General features: G+C 70.4%; 14 protein-coding genes. 8 read left to right on the top strand and 6 right to left on the bottom strand.

Features of this window, described 5'->3' with window-relative positions; all coding sequences use genetic code 11:
* Nucleotides 1–10 precede the first annotated feature (10 nt).
* On the bottom strand, nucleotides 11–3466 hold the full coding sequence (locus DMC64_RS39215; RefSeq protein ID WP_125737641.1) for a non-ribosomal peptide synthetase: 3456 nt from the start codon (nucleotides 3464–3466) through the stop codon (nucleotides 11–13).
* Nucleotides 3463–6891 (bottom strand): AMP-binding protein, encoded by a 3429-nt coding sequence (locus DMC64_RS39220; protein WP_125737642.1) that lies wholly within the window; start codon nucleotides 6889–6891, stop codon nucleotides 3463–3465. Before DMC64_RS39220 ends, DMC64_RS39215 begins: the two co-directional genes overlap by 4 nt.
* Before the next feature lie 683 nt (nucleotides 6892–7574).
* Between DMC64_RS39220 and DMC64_RS39230 the strand changes: the two genes are divergently transcribed.
* The gene (locus tag DMC64_RS39230; RefSeq protein WP_125737644.1) at nucleotides 7575–8552 is read left to right on the top strand and encodes a hypothetical protein; all 978 of its coding nucleotides are present in this window, start codon (nucleotides 7575–7577) and stop codon (nucleotides 8550–8552) included.
* 52 nt (nucleotides 8553–8604) lie between these two features.
* Here DMC64_RS39230 and DMC64_RS39235 read toward each other — a convergent pair whose 3' ends face one another.
* On the bottom strand, nucleotides 8605–9384 hold the full coding sequence (locus tag DMC64_RS39235; RefSeq protein WP_125737645.1) for a trypsin-like serine protease: 780 nt from the start codon (nucleotides 9382–9384) through the stop codon (nucleotides 8605–8607).
* Nucleotides 9385–9621: 237 nt separating this feature from the next.
* Here DMC64_RS39235 and DMC64_RS39240 point away from each other — a divergent pair, with 237 nt between their 5' ends.
* Nucleotides 9622–10422: an SAM-dependent methyltransferase gene (locus DMC64_RS39240; RefSeq protein WP_125737646.1), complete on the top strand. Its 801-nt coding sequence runs from the start codon at nucleotides 9622–9624 to the stop codon at nucleotides 10420–10422.
* A 27-nt stretch (nucleotides 10423–10449) separates the two neighbouring features.
* Here the strand turns inward: DMC64_RS39240 and DMC64_RS39245 are convergent, their stop codons facing one another.
* The gene (locus tag DMC64_RS39245; RefSeq protein ID WP_125737647.1) at nucleotides 10450–11643 is read right to left on the bottom strand and encodes an NAD(P)/FAD-dependent oxidoreductase; all 1194 of its coding nucleotides are present in this window, start codon (nucleotides 11641–11643) and stop codon (nucleotides 10450–10452) included.
* A 260-nt stretch (nucleotides 11644–11903) separates the two neighbouring features.
* On the opposite strand from DMC64_RS39245, the gene DMC64_RS39250 reads away from it, so the two are divergent.
* The 3 genes from DMC64_RS39250 to DMC64_RS39260 all read left to right on the top strand — a co-directional run bounded on the left by DMC64_RS39250 (nucleotide 11904) and on the right by DMC64_RS39260 (nucleotide 14376).
* The gene (locus DMC64_RS39250; RefSeq protein WP_037348370.1) at nucleotides 11904–12278 is read left to right on the top strand and encodes a YciI family protein; all 375 of its coding nucleotides are present in this window, start codon (nucleotides 11904–11906) and stop codon (nucleotides 12276–12278) included.
* Complete coding sequence (locus tag DMC64_RS39255; RefSeq protein ID WP_125737648.1) at nucleotides 12275–13510, top strand: RNA polymerase sigma factor; 1236 nt, start codon at nucleotides 12275–12277, stop codon at nucleotides 13508–13510. The genes DMC64_RS39250 and DMC64_RS39255 overlap by 4 nt, the downstream gene beginning before the upstream one ends.
* A gap of 98 nt (nucleotides 13511–13608) precedes the next feature.
* On the top strand, nucleotides 13609–14376 hold the full coding sequence (locus DMC64_RS39260) for a hypothetical protein (RefSeq protein WP_233629993.1): 768 nt from the start codon (nucleotides 13609–13611) through the stop codon (nucleotides 14374–14376).
* A gap of 86 nt (nucleotides 14377–14462) precedes the next feature.
* Here the strand turns inward: DMC64_RS39260 and DMC64_RS39265 are convergent, their stop codons facing one another.
* Complete coding sequence (locus DMC64_RS39265) at nucleotides 14463–15227, bottom strand: twin-arginine translocation pathway signal protein (protein ID WP_037348375.1); 765 nt, start codon at nucleotides 15225–15227, stop codon at nucleotides 14463–14465.
* Between the two features lie 363 nt (nucleotides 15228–15590).
* Between DMC64_RS39265 and DMC64_RS39270 the strand changes: the two genes are divergently transcribed.
* The 3 genes from DMC64_RS39270 (at nucleotide 15591) to DMC64_RS39280 (ending at nucleotide 17647) form a co-directional block, all read left to right on the top strand.
* Nucleotides 15591–16268, top strand: coding sequence for a sensor histidine kinase (locus DMC64_RS39270; protein WP_125737650.1), 678 nt, complete (start codon nucleotides 15591–15593; stop codon nucleotides 16266–16268).
* A gap of 5 nt (nucleotides 16269–16273) precedes the next feature.
* A complete protein-coding gene (locus DMC64_RS39275) occupies nucleotides 16274–16924 on the top strand; it encodes a response regulator transcription factor (protein WP_037348378.1) in 651 nt (216 codons plus the stop codon).
* A 99-nt stretch (nucleotides 16925–17023) separates the two neighbouring features.
* Nucleotides 17024–17647, top strand: coding sequence for a response regulator transcription factor (locus tag DMC64_RS39280; RefSeq protein WP_037348379.1), 624 nt, complete (start codon nucleotides 17024–17026; stop codon nucleotides 17645–17647).
* 6 nt (nucleotides 17648–17653) lie between these two features.
* Here the strand turns inward: DMC64_RS39280 and DMC64_RS39285 are convergent, their stop codons facing one another.
* Nucleotides 17654–18973, bottom strand: coding sequence for a hypothetical protein (locus tag DMC64_RS39285; RefSeq protein ID WP_125737651.1), 1320 nt, complete (start codon nucleotides 18971–18973; stop codon nucleotides 17654–17656).
* Nucleotides 18974–19116 lie beyond the last annotated feature (143 nt).

The following is a 19116-nucleotide window of genomic DNA, read 5'->3' on the forward strand; positions in this document are numbered from 1 at the left end:
GGTGCTCCTATCAGGGGCCGGCCGGGCCGGCGGTGCGACGGGGTCTTCTGGTCTGGGTGCGGCCGCGGCGGGCGGCGACGCGTTCGGCGGCGCGAGCCAGCTCCGGGCTGGCGGCGCCATCGGAGTGCAGGTGCGCGGCGAGGGCGCGGACGGTGGGGTGGGTGAACAGGTCGACCATCGGGATCCGGCGCGCGAGCCGGGCGGTGACCTGGGCGTGCACCTTGGCGAGGGCGAGCGAATGCCCGCCCACGTCGAAGAAGTTGTCGGTGTGCCCCACTTCCGCGACGCCGAGGACATCGCACCAGGCACGCGCGATCACGGCCTCGGTCGCCGCGAGCGCCACCGGGTCCGCCGCGACCGGCACCGGCCGTGTCCTGGCGCGGGTCGCCGCGGCCGGAGCGGCGGTGCGGACACCCGCCCTCGGCAGTTCCGGCGCACTCGTCCCGACCGGCGCGTCCGGCGCCGCGGCCAGCGCGCCGAGCAGGGCGACGTAGTCCTCGGCGAGCCCCGCCATCCTGGTGTGGTCGAACAGGTCCGGGTTGTACAGCAGTTCGACGCCGTCGTCGTGGACGTACACCGTAAGGTCGAACGGCGAACCCGGCTTGTCGACCGGCAGCCACGCCGAAGCCACGCTGGGCAGGTCGAGCCTCGGCTCGGCGAAGTTCAGGACGTTGAACATCACCTGCACGAGCGGGGCGTGTGCGGGATCGCGAGGCACGCCGAGCACCTCCACGAGCCGCTCGACGGGCGCGGCCGGATGCGCGGTGGCGGCGAGGAGTTCCGCGCCGCCGTCGCGGACGTGCGTGGTGAAGTCCGCGGCGTCGTCGGCCCGCAGCCGCACCGGCACGATGTCCACGAAGAACCCCGCGACGTCCTGGCTTTCGGCGAGTTGCCGGTCCGCGACGACCGTGGCGACCAGATGGTCGCTCGCCCCGGTGAGCCGCCGCAGCAGCTGGCCGAACGCGGCGAGCAGCACCCCGGCGCGGGTCGTGCCGGTGCGGGCGGCCAGCGTCCGGACCGAGTCGGCGACACCGTCCGAAAAGGACTGACGCAGGCTCGCGCCCCGGTAGGTCTGCACGGCCGGGCGCGGCCGGTCCCGCGGAAGGTCCACTGTGGTCGGTGCACCGGCCAGATGTTCGGTCCACCAGGCGACATCCACGGCCTCTCGACGTTCGTCGCGTCCGGCCCGCCACACCGCGTAGTCCGCATAGGACGCCACCGGCGGCGGCAGCGGCTCGCCCCGGTAGGCCGCCGACAGGTCGGCGCACAGCAGATCCTGCGACCAGCCGTCGAACACCGCGTGATGCAGTGTGAAGCCGAGTACGTGCTCCGTCTCGCCGAGCCGGTAGAGCCGCACACGCCAGGGAGCCTCGCGGTCGAGGTGCACCGGTGTCGCGGCGTCGGCGGCAAGCCGGGCCCGCAGACCGTCCTCGGTCATCGGCGCCACCGGCAGCGGCACGTCCGACGGCGGCAGGCGATCCGCCACCGGCGCGCCGTCGACGGCGCGGATCCGCCAGCGGAGCACGTCGTGCCGCTCGGCGACCGCGCGCAAGGCCTGGCGCAGCGCGTCGACGTCCAGCACGCCGGTCAGCCGGAACGCCATCGCGATGTTGTACGGCGCGGCGTCCGGGGCGAGCTGGTCGAGGAACCACATCCGCCGCTGCTGCGGGGACAACGTGGGCTCGTGCCCGGTGGTCAGTCCCGGCCCGGTCAACGGCGCCGCGGCCGCGACCCGCCGGGTGAGCCCGTCAAGCGTGCCGCCTGCCAGGACGTCCTCCGTGGCGACGTCGGCGGCCAGCTCCGTCCGCAGCGCCGCGACCAGGCGCATCGCGGCGATCGAGTTCCCGCCCGAGGCCAGGAAATCCGTCCCCGCGCCGTCGCCGAGCACCCGCCGCCAGATGGCCGCGACCGCGCGTTCGGCCGGGGTGCCGAGCGGGCCGAGGTCCGCCCGTTCCTCCGCCAGCGCCGCTTCGGCCAGGTCGCGCAGCGCGGGCCGGTCGATCTTGCCGGTGAGCGGGTTGACCGGCAGGCGGTCGAGCACCCGGACCGCGGCCGGCCGCATCGCCGCGGTGAGCCGGTCCCGGCCGAGTTCGTCCACATCGGACGGTGCGGAAGCCGGGGCCAGGAAGGCCACCAGCCGGGTGCCCGCCGGCCCGGGGACGGCCGTCACGGCGGCGGCTTCGACGTCCGGGTGGGTCGTGAGCGCGGCCTCCACCTCGCCCAGTTCGATCCGCTGGCCGCGGACCTTCACCTGGCGGTCGGCCCGCCCGGTGAATTCGAGCCGCCCGTCGGGCAGAACGCGGGCCAGGTCTCCGGTGCGGTAGAGCCGCTCCCCCGGCGTGATCGGGTCGTCGACGAACTTCTCGGCGGTCAGCTCCGGGCTGCCGAGGTAGCCGAGCGCGAGGCCCGGGCCGCCGATGAGCAGTTCGCCGATCTCGCCGGGCGCGACCGGCCGCAGCTCGGCGTCCACGACATACGCCCGGTGGTTCGGCGTCGGGCGGCCGAGCGGCAACGGGTCGGCGGGGATGCCGGTGACCTCGTCGGTGACGACCACGACCGTGGTCTCGGTCGGCCCGTAGGCGTTGAAGAACCGCCGTCCCGGCAGCCAGCGCGCGGCGAGCTCCGCGGGCACCGGCTCGCCACCACAGGCGATGACCCGCCAGCCGGGGACGGCCGAGGGGTCCACCATGGACAGCAGGGTCGGCGTGACGAAGCCCCATTCGACGTCGTGCTCGACGAGGAACCGCCGCAGCCGTTCGGGGTCCGCCCGGTCGGCGACCCCGGTGAGCTGCACCGATCCGCCGTTCGTCAGCGGGACGAACACGTCCATGGTGAAGGCGTCGAAGGCGAGCGAAGAGATGCCGAGTGCGCGGGCACCGGGCCGGATCCCGAGGGCGGCGGCGAACCCGGTCACGAACGCGACCACGTTGCGGTGACTGGTCAGCACGCCCTTGGGGCGGCCGGTGGAACCGGAGGTGTAGAGGAGGTGGACGAGGTCGTCCGGCCCGGCGGGGCACTCCACGGGTTCCTCCGCGGGCGGGGGCACGTCGAGCGCCTCGATGCCCGCCGTGGCACCGAATTCGGCCCGCGCGCGGTCGCCGACGACGAGGGAGACCTCGGCGTCGGCGGCGATTTCGGCCAGCCGCGCTTTCGGGCCGCCTGGCTCAAGCGGTACGTAGGCGGCCCCGGACAGCAGCACCCCCACGACGGTCGAGATCAGCTCCGGCCGCCGGTCGGCGCAGACGCCGACGCGGGTGCCGGGCCCGGCGCCCCGGGACCGCAGCAGCCGCGCGACGCCGGTCGCCGACGCGATCAGTTCGCGGTAGGTCAGCCGGGCGTCTCCTTGCCGGACGGCGACGGCGTCGGGGGTGCGCGCGGCCTGGGCGAGGATCAGCCCGGTGAGCGTGGTGTCCGGATAGGACAGTGGCGGGCCGTGGCCACCCACGACGGGCAAGGTGTCGGTCACCGAGGGGTCTCCTGGTCGGTTGTGTGCTGACGCGGTGGGTCGATCCAGTGCCGTTCCCGCTGGAACGGATAACCCGGCAAGGGGACGCGGCCGGGATCGCCGTCCGCCGCCCACTCGACGTCGCCGCCCCCGGCCCACTGAACGGCCAGGTCCCGCTCCGCACCGGCGGGGCCCTCGACGTCGGTTCCGTTCGCCAGCACCGCGTCGAGCGCGGCGACCGCCGACTCGACCGAATCCGCCACCACGGCGGCCCGGCACGCGAACGCCCGGCGGACCGAAAGCGTGTACGCCGTGTCCCCAAGGTCCGGCGCGTCCGTGGCGAGCCGGTCGCGCAGCCGGGAAACCGCCTCGCGCAACGCCTTCGCGTCACGCGCGGACACCGGCAGGACGAACGGACCGCTCGCCTCCGCCCGTGGTTGTGCGGCGGGGGCCTCCTCCACGATCACGTGCACGTTCGTGCCGCCCATGCCGAACGAGCTGACCCCGGCCACCCGCCGCTCGCGGACGGGCCAGTCGGTGGCCTTCGCGGGGACGTACCAGGGGCCGCCCGCCAGGTCGACCTCCGGATGCGGGGCCGTGAAGTGCAGGTTCGGCGGGATGACACCGTGCTGTACGGACAACACGGCCTTGATCAGCCCGGCGATGCCGGACGCCGCGTCGAGGTGCCCGATGTTCGTCTTCACCGAGCCCAGCGCACACGTTTCCGGCGGCGTGTCCCGGTAGACGCGGTTGAGCGCGGCCACCTCGATCGCGTCGCCCAGCGGTGTGCCACTGCCGTGGGCTTCGAGCAGCGCGACCTCCTCCGGGGCGACGTCCGCGAGCGCCAGCGCCTCGGCCACCGCGGCCGCCTGCCCGGCCGGCCCCGGTACGGCGTAACCCGCACGGTCCGGGCCGTCGTTCGTGATCGCCCAGCCGGGCAGCACGGCGTAGATGTGGTCGCGGTCGGCGACCGCGTCCGCCAACCGCCGGAGCACGACGGCCCCGGCACCCGAGCCGAATCCGGCACCCGCCGCGGCGACGTCGAACGCGCGGCACCGGCCGTCCGGCGAGACGAGCCCGCCACTGCGATAGCGCGGCCACGTCACGCTCGCGCCGCCGGCCAGCGCGACGTCGCACCGGTAGTCCAGGAGGCTCTGCGCGGCCAGCGCCACCGCCGCGAGCGAACTGGAGCACGCGCTCTGCACGGCCACCGCCGGCCCGGTCAGCCCGAGCCGGTAGGCGACCTGGCCGGGCAGGTGGTCGGTGAGCTGGCGGCCGGGCAGCCGCCCCTCCCAGTCGTCCGGGTCGACGTCGCCGGTCACCGCCGGGTTGCCGAACAGGTGGAACAGGAAGTAGCGGTTCACCGAGGTGCTCGTGAACACCCCGACCGGCCCGGTCTCGGCGGCGGGGTCGCGGCCCGCGTCCTCCAGCGCCTGCCAGGCCGTTTCGAGGAACAGCCGGTGCTGCGGGTCGGTCCGCGCGGCTTCGTCGGCGGTGAATCCGAAGAAACCGGCGTCGAAGTCTTCGACACCCTCGATCCGGCCGCCCGCCCGCACGTACGCCGGGTCGGCACGCAGGCCCGGTCCGATGCCCAGCGCCGCCAGCTCGTCGTCGGTGTAGTCGTGGATCGAGTCGACGCCCGCGCAGAGGTTCCACCAGAACGCGGCGGCGTCCGGCGCGCCCGGGAACCGGCAGGCCAGCCCGACGACGGCGATGAGATCCCCGGTCTGCTCCTCCGCGCTGACCGGCGGCGGAGTGTCCGAAGTGGACTCCGTGAACCAGGCGGCCTGTCCGGCGATCGTCGTCCGCTCGAACAGGACGAGGAGCGGGACGTCCACGCCGAATTCGTCGGCCAGCCCCGCCTGCACACGGCCGAGCCGCAGCGAGTCGCCACCGGCGTCGAAGAACGCCTCGGCGCGCCCGACCCGGTCGCGGCCCAGGACGGCGCACCAGATCCGGTGCACGCGTTCCTCGTCCGGGGTCAGCCGCTCGTCCGGGACGGTCGCGGCCGCCCGCGGGTCCGGCAGGGCCAGTTCGTCGAGTTTCCCGGTGACGGTCAGCGGAAAAGCGTCCAGCACGGCGACGGCGGCGGGGACCGAGTAGCCGGGCAGGACGTCCGCCAGCGCGGCCCGCAAGGTCCGGCCGTCCGGACGCGGGCCGTCCGCGGTCACGTAGGCGAGCAGGTCGCCGTCGCGCACGATCGCGCGGGCCTCGGCCACGCCGGACTGTTCGGCGAGACGGGCCTCGATCTCGGTCAGCTCCACCCGGAAACCGCGGATCTTGACCTGCCGGTCGAGCCTGCCGAGGCAGACGAGGTTCCCGTCCGGAAGCAGCGTGGCGAGGTCGCCGGTCCGGTAGCGGCGGACGCCGTCGGCCGTCACCCCGAACGCCGGGCTCGGCTGGTCGAGGTAGCCGTCGACGAGGTGCCGCCCGCTCACTTCGAGTTCGCCGCTGTCCAGCACGGTCAGCGTGAACCCGGGCAGCGCGCGCCCGATCGGCAGCGGCCCGTCCGCATCCGGGCGCAGGTCGGCGGCGGTCGTCCGGTAGTGCGCCGCGAAAGTCACCTCGGTGGCGCCGTAGCCGTTGACGAACACGCAGTCCGGCGCGAACCGGCCGCGGCGGACGTCGGCGTGGGTCGCCTGCTCGCCGCCGAGCAGCACGGTCCGCACGAACGGGAGGCCGGTCTCGCCGAGGACGTCGAGCAGGTGCCGGTAGACCGTGGGCGTCGAGTGGTAGACGGTCACCTCATGCCTGGCCAGCTCGCGCGCGGCGTGGGCGAGACCGTGCGCGCGCAGGTCGACCGGCACGAGCGCGGCGCCGGTGAGCAGGGCGGGGTACAGATCCGGAATCGCCGCGTCGAAGCCGAACGACGCGAGCAGGCTGAGCCGGTCGGCCGCGGTGATACCGAGCGCGGCGATCTGGTTGTCGACGACGTGCAGGAGATTGCGGTGGGTCTGCGCGACGGCCTTCGGCCTGCCGGTGGACCCGGAGGTGAACAGCACGTACGCCGGAGCGTCCGGATCGATTTCGGGAACCGGGAGCGGGGCGGTCTCCGTGCCCGAGTGTACGAGCCGCGCGGATCCGGTGCGGCACAAGGACTCCGCGAGCTCGATGTACTCGGGATCCGCGAGTACGGCAGACACCCGCGCGGCCGTGAGCTGGTACTCGAGACGTTCCCGGGGGAAGGTCGGGTCCAGCGGGACATAGGTGCAGCCCGCGGCGAGGGTGCCGAGGATCGCCGCGATCGCGGCGCTGCCGTGCCCGGTGACGAGCCCGACCCGCTCCCCCGGCCGGACACCGGCGTCGCGCAATCGCAGCGCGCGGCCGCCCGCGAGCCCGGCCAGCCGGGCGTAGGTGAGCCCGGCGCCCTGCTCGAAAACCGCGATCCGATCGGGCGATTTCCGGGCGTGCACATCGAATCGGCTGACGCAGCCGGCTTCTCTCATCGGGCGTCGAGCAGTCGCTCCGAGGCTTTTCGGGCGCACGACAACAACGGCGTGGACTTCATCTTGCTCCCCAGTGACCATGCAGGTGAAGAATTACGCAAGGTTAAGACGATCCGCCGCGACGAGGAATACGATTTCCGCCGATTTGGGCCGAATGGCGCACTGATCTTGGACCACAAGACGCAGCTAGCCGCGTCTTCCAGCTCAATCGGCGATCTTGACGATCTTCGCAGTCCATCCTTCGGCCACCATCGACACTCGGTCGACTACTTTCGGTAATGTGTCGGATATTAACCGACACCGTGTCGCGGAATGCATTCACCAAAACAAAGTGGACAATTTTCCACAATCGATTCAGAAATGGCATTCATGATCGCGCGGGGCAGACTTACGCCTGCCGCGACGTTTGCACTCACCCCGAGAGCGCTCGCTCACCCTTCCCCGGGAAGCCAGGTCAAGGTGTCCGTTTTGCGCATTTTTGCGCAAGCAAGGCAGACATGGGGCGTTGCGAAAGCCACTTTCGCAACGTTGAAGGTTGCGAAAGTGGCTTTCGCAACACCCGCTGCGGAGAGCAGCGAGTCGTTTGCGGACACTCGACCGCCTGCCGACGCGGCGACGGAACCGCCCGCGCCTCCCGCGAGTCCCAGTTGAGAACTGGACGCACAACGACTACAAGGGACTGAATGAAGACGCTACTCAAGAAGGCGACGATCACCGCCGCGGCGAGCACCCTGCTGCTCGGCCTCACCGTGGTGGGCACCGCCTCCGCTGAGGCCGCGGCCATCACCTGTGACTCGAAGTCCAGCGGTAAGGACGGGCCCTTCTACCACGGGGAATCCGCCTCCTACGCCTACGACAACCGCTTCAGCAAGAGTCATCCCGTCCCCGCGCTGGAGACCAACATCCCGCAGGGCACGGCGACCTGGTCGAACTGGGACGGGTCGAACGACCTGATCCTGGTCACCTCGTACGAGTCGGGTCACCGCAGCGCGATCATCATCGGCATCGACGCCAAGACCGGCAAGCAGGTCGGCCAGGCACTGCTCGCGTACTCGCACGTCGGCGGGATCGCCGTGTTCGAGAAGCAGGGCTGGGCGTTCGTGTCGGGCAAGGGCGACACGATCCGCAAGTACTCGCTGGCGAAGCTCAAGAACGCGATCAAGAAGTCGCTGCCCATCGAGCAGGAGGGGAAGGCGCAGATCGTCTACGCCTCCTCGTTCCTCACCAGCCACGGCCCGACCAACACCTTGTGGGCCGGCAAGTTCGAGGACGCCAAGCGCGGTTTGATGCACTCCTACACCGTCGGCGCCGACGGCAAACTGGGCTACCGGCCGGGGTCGTGGGAGGTGCCGACGAAGACGCAGGGTCTCATCGTCACCAAGGACCTGTTCATCTACAGCACTTCGCACGGCAGGAACAACCGCAGCAACATCTACGTCGTCCGGCGCGGCGCCGGCGACAAGGACCTGGACACGGCCAAGAAGCACTGCTTCCGGGCGCCGAGCATGTCCGAGGGGCTGACCGTCTACGGCAGCAACGTCTACCTGGCGTTCGAGTCCGGCGCGCACTACTACAGCAAGGCCGCGGACAAGCCGAGGAACATCATCTCGAACCTGCACAAGGCGCCACTGTCCTCTTTGGAGGCACTCGCGCCCCGGTGACGGATCACGGCGAACGGGCGAGGACGGTCGCGTCACCGTCCTCGCCCGTTTGTCACGCCACGCTGCTCGCCTGCTGCTCGGCGATCCAGTCCCGGTACACCGTCACGTCGGTCCAGATGCCCAGGCCGCTGGCGCATTTCGGGTCCGCGTCACCGTCGCGGCTGGTGGCACCGACCAGTTCCCACTCGCCCGGCCTGCCCTTGATCTGCGGTCCGCCCGAGTCGCCGTAGCAGCCCATCGCGTCCGGCGTGTCGGAACCGGTGCAGATCTCCTTGCCCGTGGCCAGATTTCGGCAATCCTCCCCCGGCCTGATCTTGGTGTCCAGCTCCTGGAGGATCTCCGGCGCCCCGCAGGTCTGGTCGGCGCAGTGCTCACCCCAGCCGAGGATCCGGGTCGCCGTCCCCGCTCCGCCCGCCGCCGCGGCGATCTTGATCGGCTTCTCGGTCACCGGTTTGTCCAACCGCACCAACGCGATGTCCCCGCCAGGCGGGTTCTGCCCGACGAAGTCCGGATGCACGATGATCCGGCTGACGCCGGTCTCGGTGCCCCCGCTGTTGTGCTGCCGCGCCCCGATCCTGGTCCTGATCTCCCCCGGCTGTGCTCCCTTCACACAGTGCGCCGCGGTGACCACCCAGTTCTCGCTGATCAGCGAACCGCCGCAGAAATGGTTGCCGCCCTGCTGCAGCGACACCATGAACGAGTAGTCCTCGGTGGCGTCGTGCCCGCCGATGACGAAAGGCGTCGGCCCGCCGGCCGCCGAAGCGACCCCCGGGATCAGCATCGCTCCCGCCGCGGCCAGCCCGACCGCCAGTACCCCTGTTTTGCGAAGCATTATCGTGATCTCCCCGTAGACGACGAATTACTTACCGTCGTCACGCTATGGGGCGAAGATCATGACTGGATCGGCTCATCGGCCGGGTCTACATCGGCCGAATGGCCGACCCAGCGTGACCGTGTCACACGATTGGCGTTCGTGCGCGGTGCCGGACCGACTTGCCACGACCATCGGAGTCGGTACGGTGCTGGTGACAAAAGGGGTTCCGCCTGCCGATGCGTTGTGAGGTGTGGGGTGTCCGTGCGGAGTGAACGGGTTCCAGCGGGTGTCGACGTCCGATTGCCCAGTGCGGCCCGGGTCTACGACTGGTTGCTCGGCGGCAGCCACAACTTCGACGCCGACCGCGCCGTCGGGGAGAAGGTCGTGGCCGTCCTGCCGTCCGGACGCCGGGTCGCCGCGTCCAACCGGGCGTTCCTCCGCCGTGCCGTGCGGTACATGGTCGGCCAGGGCATCACCCAGTTCCTCGATCTGGGCTCGGGGATTCCGACCGTCGGCAACGTGCACGAGATCGCGCAGGACATGGACCCCGGCTGCAAGGTGGTCTACGTCGACTACGACAAGGTCGCCGTCGCCCACAGCCGCCTCATCCTCGACGGGAACCCGAACGCCGCCGTCGTCGAGGCGGACCTCTGCCGGCCAGAGGACGTACTGAACTCCGCCGTGACGCAAGGGATGCTGGACTTCGACCGCCCGATCGGGCTGCTCATGGTGGCCGTCTTCCATTTCATCCCGGACAGTCTGCGCCCCGCCGAGATCGTCGCCCGCTACCGCGAAACGCTGCCGAGTGGCAGCCTGGTCGCGCTGTCGCATCTGACCGCCGACCACGCGCCCGAGGCGATGGCGGCGGTCACCGAGGCGATGAAGAACAGTCGAGACCCCATGTATTTCCGCCCCTACGCCGAGGTCACCGCCCTCTTCGACGGGCTGGACCTGGTCGAGCCCGGTGTCGTGAGCGCGCCGCTGTGGCATGCGGAACCGGGCCTGCGCGACGTCGAGCCGGACGACGTCTACGCCGGCGTCGGACGCAAAGCCTGAGCGTCCGACCCCGCCGCTCCTCCGGGCTCAGCCGACGGCGACCTCCGCGAGTGGCACCGAGGTGTCGGCGAGCCGGTCGGGGTTCACCGGCCGTCCGCCGCGGATCAGGGCCTTGATCGGGTCGCCGACGTCCCAGACGTTGACGTTCATCCCCGCCAGCACCCGGCCTTCCTTGAGCCAGAACGCGATGAACTCCCGGGCTTCGACGTCGCCACGGAAGACGACACGGTCGTGACCGGCGTTGTGGCCGAGGTACTCCATCCCGAGGTCGTACTGGTCGGTGAAGAAATACGGGAGTTCGTCGTAGGTTTCGTCCTTGCCGAGCATCCCAGCGGCCACGACGGCGGGCTGCTTGAGCGCGTTCGCCCAGTGCTCCACCCGGACCGGACGGCCGAGGAACGGATGATCGGCGTTGGCGACGTCCCCCGCGGCGAAGATGTCCGGGTCGACGGTGCGCAGGTGCGCGTCGACGCGGACGCCGTTGTCCACCGTCAGTCCGGCGGCTTCGGCCAGCGCGGTGTTCGGAATCGCGCCGATCCCGACGAGGACGGCGTCGGCGTCGACGCGGGTGCCGTCGGCGAGACTGACGTGTTTCGCGCCCGTCCCGGCCACTTTGGCCCCGAGCCGCAGTTCGACGCCGTGCGCGGTGTGCAGGTCCGCGAACACCTTGGCCGCGTCGGGCCCCAGCACGGGCAGCAGCGGTAACTCGAGTGCTTCCAGCACCGTCACGTCGAGACCGGCCTGCCTGGCCGCCGCCGCGACCTCGAGACCGATCCACCCAGCGCCGACCACGGCGAGCCGGGACCCCGTCGCCAGCACCTGCCGCAGCCGCTCGGAGTCGCCGAGGCGGCGCAGCGTGAGCGCGCCCTCCATACCCGGCAGAACGCGAGGTTCGGCACCTGTCGCCAGGAGCAGTTTGGTGTAGCCGACCCGGGTGCCGTCGGCGAGCTCGACCTCATGGGCCGCCCGGTGGATCGCGGTCACGCGGGCGCCGAGCCGCAGGTCGACTTCGTGACCGGAGTACCAGCCCTCGTCATGTACGAAGGCGCTGTCGGCTTTTCCGGTGAGCATGTCCTTCGAGAGCGGCGGCCGCTCGTACGGACGTTGCCCTTCATCGCCGAGCAGCACGATCCGCCCGTCGAATCCCTTGTCACGTAAGGCTTCCGCGGCCTTCGCACCGGCGAGGCCGGCACCGATGATCACAAACGTCGGCGATTCCACTTGTCAGCTCCTCAGGGGTCGGGTTCGGGGGCGGCTGCCGCCGTCGCCAGGGCCGCGAGCAGCACTTCTTTTCGCCAATGAAGTTTGGTCTTATTATCGTCGGCGGTCAAGTCCGCGCGGGCACTGTGTGGATTTCTGGTCATCCAACGCCCCAAAATCCACACAGTCGATGTCGGGACGAGTGCGGAACGACCTGTCGAGTTACCGTCGACCCGTTCGTCATCCTCTTCGACAGATCGACACCGGCGAGTGGAGGACACGTGCTGTACATGCTGCTGATCTACAACTGCGATCGCCCGGAGCCGCAGGACCCGCGCTTCCCCGAGGCGCTGGCCCGGGTGAACGCGTTCGCCGACGAGTGCCGCCGCCGCGGCGCCTTCGTGTCCGGGCATCCGCTGCAAGGCGAGCACACCGCGACCACGGTCAGGGTCCGCGAGGGCAAGACGCTCGTCACCGACGGCCCGTTCCCCGAAACCCACGAACACCTCGGCGGCACCTACGTGCTCGACTGTCCCGGTCTCGACGTGGCACTGGAGCTGGCGGCGCTGTGCCCGATGGCCGAAGACGGCACGATCGAGGTGCGCCCGATCGCCGGGGTGCCTGCTCTCGACCACCGGGCGGCGACCGGCGTATGACGTCGGCGCCGGTCTTGTCGGAGACGTATCGCGAGCATCGATCCCGGATGCTCGCCGCGCTGGTCCGGGTGCTCGGCGACTTCGAACTCGCCGAGGACGCCCTGCAGGACGCGTGCGCGCTCGCCCTGCGCAAATGGGGTGATGCGGCTCCGGACGATCCGGTGGCCTGGCTGCTGACCGCGGCGCGCAACAGCGCGATCGACCGGCTGCGCCGAGCGCGCCGCGGTCAGGAAAAACTCGCCGAGCTGGGGTTTCCGCCGGAGGTGACGCAAATGGGCATCGGAGAGGAGAGCCTGCTCGGCGCCGGGGACGAGCGGCTCAGTCTCATCTTCACCTGCTGCCATCCCGCGCTGGCCGAAGAAGCGCGGGTCGCGTTGACCTTGCAGAGCGTGGCCGGAATGACCGCGGGACAGATCGCGCGCACGTTCCTGGTCGGGGAAGCGACGTTGGCGCAGCGACTCGTGCGGGCGAAACGCAAGATCCGCGACGCCGGGATCAGCCTCGACGTTCCCGCCGACCACCTTCTACCGGAGCGGCTCTCCGGAGTCCTCGCGGTGGTCTACGTGATCTTCACCCAGGGCTACACTGCCGACGGCGACCAGCCGGAGTTCCGGGAGCTCCAACGGGAGGCGATCCGGCTCGCCGAACTCATCGCCGCGCTCATGCCCGACGAGCCGGAGGCGCTCGGCCTGGCCGCGTTGCTCCTGCTGCAGGATTCCCGGGCCGCGGCACGCTATGGGCCGGACGGGGACGTCGTCCTGCTCGCCGACCAGGACCGCTCGCGATGGGACCGGTCCGAGATCGCCGAGGCCGTCGGGCTGCTCGACCGGGCGCTGCGCCACGGAAACCCCGGCCCGTATCAGCTGCAGGCCGCCATCGCCGTGCTGCACGCCCAAGCTCCGACAGCCGACGAGACGGACTGGGCGGGGATCGCCGGACTCTACGAACGCTTGCTGGAGTTGAGCCCCTCCCCCGTCGTCGCGCTGAACCACGCGGTCGCGGTCGCCATGGCCACCACCCCGGCGGACGGCCTCGCGCTCATCGACGGCATCGAGGGTCTCGACCGGTACCACCTCCTGCACGCCGCCCGTGCCGAGCTCCTGCGGCGCCTCGGCAGGAACGCCGACGCCGCGGCCGCGTACCGGCGCGCGCACGCACTCGCCGTCAAACCCGCCGACCGGCGCTATCTCACCAAGCGGCTGGCCGAACTCGACACCGTGGAGTCCCGATGAGACTGTCCATTCTCGACCATGGCCATCGTCGGCGCGCGAAGTTGTTCCTGGGACTCACTTCCCGGCGATCCGGGGTGCCCAGTCCCGACATCGTGAAGATGCTTTTGTACCGTCCCGGTTTCTTCGCCCGTCCTCTGCTGGAGCTCACGGCGGACGCGATGCGCGGGCCGTCCCACTGGACCGCCGGCGAACGCGAGTACCTCGCCATGTCCACCGCGCGACTGCACGAATGCCCGTTCTGCGCCGTCACCCACGCCGAGCTCACCCGTATCGCGGGCACCGGCGAGATCGACCCGGACGACGCGGGGTCGGCGCGTCCCGAACTCGCGGCCGTCCGCACGTTTCTGGAGGCCGTCAGCCGCGATCCCGGCTCGATCGACGCCACCCTCGTGACCGGACTGCCGCGGCACGCCGTCGCCGAAGCGCTCCGCGTGAACCTGGTCTGGAACATCGTCAACCGGCTCGCCAACGCCTTCGGCTTCGTCCTGCGCGACGGCCAGCTGGAGACCGGCACCAGGTCGCTGCACCGGTTCGGCTACCGGTTCCCCGGCTTCCTTCTCAGCGATGGACGGAAAACCGACCACGGAGACGTGGCGCGGAATCTGCGTCACGCCGTGCTGGAAAGCCCCGCCGCGACGGACAAGAGCATCCGAACGGCCGCCTTGACCGGTGAACGACTGCCCGGACCGCTGCACTCCTATGCCGCGAACGTCCGCGACGCGTCCCACCGGATCACCGACGCCGACGTGCAGCAACTCAAAGCCGCCGGATACAGCGAGGACGAGATCTTCGAGGTGACGGTGGCGGCCGCTGTCGGAGCCGCCCTGCGCGGCTTCGACGCCGGGAACCGCGCGGCCGGGATCTGAGTCACCGTGCCGAAGGCTCCCTTCGCCGCGTCCGATGCGGCGAAGGGAGCCTTCGGCCCGAGTGGTGTCACAAGACGGCGGGTGCCCTAGTCGGGACGGCCGACCTGCGTGTTCGACAGGTCGAGACCGATGGCGAAGTCCGCCGTGTAGCCGGTCCCGGACTGCTGTGGACGCAACAGCATCTGGGATCCGCCGTTGCGGTAGATCGAGTCCCGGCTGTTGGTCGTGTCGGCCGGGCCTTTCCGCCGGTACGGATCGGTCCGCAGATAGGCCGCGCCGAACTCGGGCGTGAAGTAAAGCTGCGAGGTGAACTCGTACGGACGGCCGTTGGTTCCGATGGTGCGTATTTTGACGTGGATATGCAGTGTGCGTCCGGTGTACCAGCCGGGAAGAATGGTGGTGAACCGGGCCGTGCCCGCCTGGTCGGTGTTCTGATAACCGCGCAGGAAACGGCGGCCGCGACTGCCCTGGGACGGAATGTCGGAGTAGAGCCCGAAAGCGTCGCACTGCCAGAGGTCGATCATCGCCCCCGACAGCGCGGTGCACTGCTGCTGGCGAACCTGCTGAACGGTGAAATTGATTACCAGCGGGGTACCGGGAACCAGTTGTCCAGTGGACGGCTCACTGCGGATATCGGAGCGGTTGAGCCGTTCGTCTACGAAGTACGGACCCTCCATTTGCTCCGGCTTGACCACACAATCCAACGTGCAGACCTCGGGGCTGCCCTCGGTGGAGGTGGTGCTCGCCGTGGCGGAGCCCGCGGCGGCGAGTGTCGCACCGGCGGCACCGAGCAGAATCAACGCCTGCCGCCTGCCGAGCACCCGGCCTACTGGTTCGTCATCGTCATGCATAGGGTTCCTTTTCGCCAAATGATGGGAGCAGGGAACTGAGCGCAACAGAAGGATTCGCTCGCAGGGTGCCGCGCGGAACCGATTGTCCGTGACGGCCCGTCCACTGTCGAGAAAGTTCACTCGCGCGCATCATACTTCGAAGCGAGCACCATCATTTTATGACCCAAATTCTCGATCCCCTATTACGGCATTTCGCCGCCGCAAGGGTCGCGGCCGCCGAGGCAGGCATCCGCATCGGCTCCAAACCGTTACCTGAACTCGCGGCAGGCGGGGAAACGCCGGGAGCGGGTTCCGCGACTAGTACAGCGAGTGACCAGAACGCTACGCACCACCGAGCCGCACCACCGCCCGACGGGGGAGAACATGCGCCGGACATTCGTCGTCACCGACGTCGTTCATCCTGCCGGGTACGAGGACCGGCTCCGGACGGTGCTCAGCGACCTCCACGACGGCGTCGGGCCGACACTCGCCGTGGCCGTGCTCGGGCTGCGCGCGGCCCGCGACCTGCTCGTCCGTGACCGAGCCGGGGCCGAGCGCCTCCTCTCCCGGCTGGAGGAGGAGCTCTACGGCGCCATCACCGAACTGCGCCGCATCGTGACCGACGCCCGCCCGCCCGCGCTCGACGACGCGGGCCTCGTCACGGCCGTGCGCCGGTATGCCGGAATGCTCGCCGACCGGGTCCCCGCCGAGCACGGCCCGCTCGCGGTGACGGTCGAGGTCCGCGGTGAGCTGCCGCCGCTTTCGGCCGCGGTGGAGGTCGCCGCGTACCGGATCATCCGCGAGGCACTCGTAAACATCGCCCGCCACTCCGGTGCCCGGCAGTGCACGGTGCGCCTCTGGCCGCTGGACGGCGACCTGCGCGTGGAGATCGTCGACGACGGGGTCGGCACGGGCGGGGAGGCGTTGCCCGTGGCAGGCGGGACCGGGCTGCGTTCGATGCGGGAACGCGCCATCGGCCTCGGCGGTGGCTGCGTCGTCGAGCCGGTGTCCTCGGGCGGCACCCGGATCTCCGCCTGGCTGCCGCTCGCCACCAAGGAGTGAACGCGATGTTCCCGCCGCTGCGCGTCCTCGTGGTGGACGATCATCCCGCCTTCCGGACGACCATCTGCGCGATGCTCGACGGTACCCAGGGCATCGACGTCGTCGGGCAGGCCGCCGACGGTCTCACCGCGGTCGCGGAAGCGGGCAGGCTGGAACCCGACGTCATCCTCATGGACCTGAACCTGCCGGATCTCGACGGCGTCGAGGCGACCCGCCGGATCGTGAAGGCCTGCCCGCACACCGGTGTGCTCATGCTGACCATGTTCGAGAACGAAGCCGCGGTGTTCGCCGCCATGCGGGCGGGTGCGCGCGGCTACCTGCTCAAAGGGGCACGCAACGAGCAGGTCGTCCGCGCGGTGCGGGTGATCGGCGACGGCGAGGCGATCTTCAGCCCGGCGATCGCGACCCAGGTGCTTTCCCTGCTGGGCACCGAATCCCCGCGCGACGAGTCCTTCCCGAAGCTGACCGCGCGCGAACGGGAGATCATGCGGCTCATCGCGCAGGGCATGGGCAACGCCTCCATCGCCGACCAGCTGGTGCTCAGCCCGAAAACCGTGCGGAACCACGTGTCCCATATCTTCCGCAAGCTCCAGGTCACCGACCGGGCCCAGGCGATCGCCAAGATCAGGAAGGCGGGCGTCGCTCGATCGGAGTAGCAAAGCGGGACATATCGGGACTCCGGATCCCTGTTCGCGACACCCCGTCCGCACGATCCTTGGGAATGACGAAACGCCGTTCGCGGGAGGGGTTCATCGATGCTCGTCGACCAGATCCCGGTGCTGCTCCATGCCACCGACACCATCACGCACGCGGGTGTCACCGCCGCGCTGCGCGCACGCCCTGAGATCCGCTTCGCCGACGACACCGACGAGCCGGCCGTCGTACTGGTCATCGTCGAGCGGCTGAACGAGGAGGCGCAGCAGTTGCTCCGCAGCCTCCACTGCGCCGCCTGCGCCGGGGTCGTCCTGGTCGCCGGGGAGGTGGACGACTCGGAACTGCTGGACGTCGTGGGCAACGGTGTCTCCGCGATCATCCGGCGGGCCGACGCCACCCCCGACACCCTGGTGCGGCTGGTCAAGGCCGCGGCCGCCGGGGAAGGCGCGCTGCCGCCGGATCTGCTCGGCCGCCTGCTGTCCAGAGTGTCCCGGTTGCAGCGGGACGTGCTGCAACCGAACGGGTGGGATCTGGCCGGGATGTCCCAACGCGAGACCAAGGTGCTGCGGATGGTCGCCGACGGCTTCGAGACGAAGGAGATCGCCGACCAGCTGAGCTATTCCGAGCGGACGGTGAAATCGATCCTGCACGACATCACCAACCGTTTCCAGCTCCGTAACCGCGCGCACGCCGTCGCGTTCGCCTTGCGCGAGGGATTGATCTGATCCGGACTATTCGATGCGGCCCGAGAAGGACACCGACGGGGTGCACCGGCTGCCGCCTCCCGGCGTCTGGCAGCTGACCGCGAGCACGATCTTCTCCCCGGGCGCGAACCGCCATGCCTGCAACCAGTGGTGGTCGAGGTCGCGGAAGTTCGCGAGGCCGACTTCCAGCAGAACGGTCTTGGTGCCGCCGGAATCCCGCAACAGCCGCAGGGTTCCGTTGTCACCACGCGGGTTCTGCAGGATGAGATCGGTGACGACCAGCGTCTTCGCGGCATCCGGCACGGCGTAGGGGAATTCGGCGAAGCGGTTGACGTTCGAGTCGACCGCCGCGTCCGCCGCCACGCGGAAGTCGGTCGGTGTGCCGTTGGCGTTGCCCGCCGGGTTCGGGACACCGTTGGACGCCCGGGGGCCGGGCGGCGCGCCGTCCGGCGGCGGGGTCAGCCCGACGGCCTTCATCGCGTCTTCGGAGTTCTGTTTGGCCTGAACGGCGTCCTTCTTCGCCTCCCCCGCGGCGCCACCGGCGTCCTGCGCGGCCTTGATCACCTCCTGGTTCTGCTCCTGCGCGGCTTCGCGGGCGGCCGACTTCACCGCGGGCCTCAGCACGGTGAACCACAGCGTCACCAAGGCCAGCAGCAACACCAGGAGCGCGGCCAGTGCCGGCAGCAACCACTTCGGCAGCAACTGCCGCTGCACCATGGTTCCTTCGGTTTTGAGCGGTTCGGCGTTGTCCGCGACGACGAACACCTGGAAGCGGTGCCGTACGGGTTGCCCGCGCAGGAACCGTTTCCGCGGCCTGGCCCGCAGGCGGACGAACGCGGCCGTGCCCGGCGCGAGGTCGGCCCGGTTCCGTTCGAGCTGGAAGTCGAGCTCGTCCTCGGGGTCGAGCGCGCTCAGTTCGACGGCGACGGGATGGTTGCCGCGGTTGTCGACGGCGACTTCGAAATCAGCCTTGGAACCGGCCTCCACCTTCGCCGGAACGACTTCGGCGGTCACCTCGGTGAACGCGCCGAGCTGGATGCTGCCTTCCTCGACCACCGACCCAGCCGGGTCCTCACTCGAGAAAACCCTGACACCGAAAGGGATCACGCCCGCCCGGACGTCGGACGACCGCGGCGGCGCGAACCGTACGACGACCGTGCCCGCCTCGCCCGGCATGAGGTTCACCGTCGCCGGTTCCGCCGTGGCCCAGGCACCCGGATCGCCGACCACCTCGATCGCGAACTGATCGACGACCCGGCCGGCATTGCGGATGGTCACCGAGCAGCTGATCTCCTGGCCCGGTTCCGCGACCAGACCCGCCTCGGACAGCGTCGCCGTTGCTCCCATACCCGGAAGTCTGCGCGTCCGGCGCCACGAGGGGCACCAGCGGACGGGTGTGCGGCCGTGCGCTGGTCTTTGCCCATAGGGGCAGTGGCCCGGTGTGCTCGGAAGTCCGTGAAGGCCTCCTTGAGGGACTCTGGGTCCCTCAA

The organism is Amycolatopsis sp. WAC 04197 (assembly GCF_003947475.1).
GTDB lineage: Bacteria > Actinomycetota > Actinomycetes > Mycobacteriales > Pseudonocardiaceae > Amycolatopsis > Amycolatopsis japonica.

Excerpts from the sequence above, each read along its gene's own strand:
- DMC64_RS39220 (WP_125737642.1), bottom strand. The coding sequence starts at position 6,891 with ATGAGAGAAGCCGGCTGCGTCAGCCGATTCGATGTGCACGCCCGGAAA.
- DMC64_RS39230 (WP_125737644.1), top strand. The coding sequence starts at position 7,575 with ATGAAGACGCTACTCAAGAAGGCGACGATCACCGCCGCGGCGAGCACC.
- DMC64_RS39235 (WP_125737645.1), bottom strand. The coding sequence starts at position 9,384 with ATGCTTCGCAAAACAGGGGTACTGGCGGTCGGGCTGGCCGCGGCGGGA.
- DMC64_RS39255 (WP_125737648.1), top strand. The coding sequence starts at position 12,275 with ATGACGTCGGCGCCGGTCTTGTCGGAGACGTATCGCGAGCATCGATCC.
- DMC64_RS39260 (WP_233629993.1), top strand. The coding sequence starts at position 13,609 with ATGCTTTTGTACCGTCCCGGTTTCTTCGCCCGTCCTCTGCTGGAGCTC.
- DMC64_RS39265 (WP_037348375.1), bottom strand. The coding sequence starts at position 15,227 with ATGCATGACGATGACGAACCAGTAGGCCGGGTGCTCGGCAGGCGGCAG.
- DMC64_RS39270 (WP_125737650.1), top strand. The coding sequence starts at position 15,591 with ATGCGCCGGACATTCGTCGTCACCGACGTCGTTCATCCTGCCGGGTAC.
- DMC64_RS39275 (WP_037348378.1), top strand. The coding sequence starts at position 16,274 with ATGTTCCCGCCGCTGCGCGTCCTCGTGGTGGACGATCATCCCGCCTTC.
- DMC64_RS39280 (WP_037348379.1), top strand. The coding sequence starts at position 17,024 with ATGCTCGTCGACCAGATCCCGGTGCTGCTCCATGCCACCGACACCATC.
- DMC64_RS39285 (WP_125737651.1), bottom strand. The coding sequence starts at position 18,973 with ATGGGAGCAACGGCGACGCTGTCCGAGGCGGGTCTGGTCGCGGAACCG.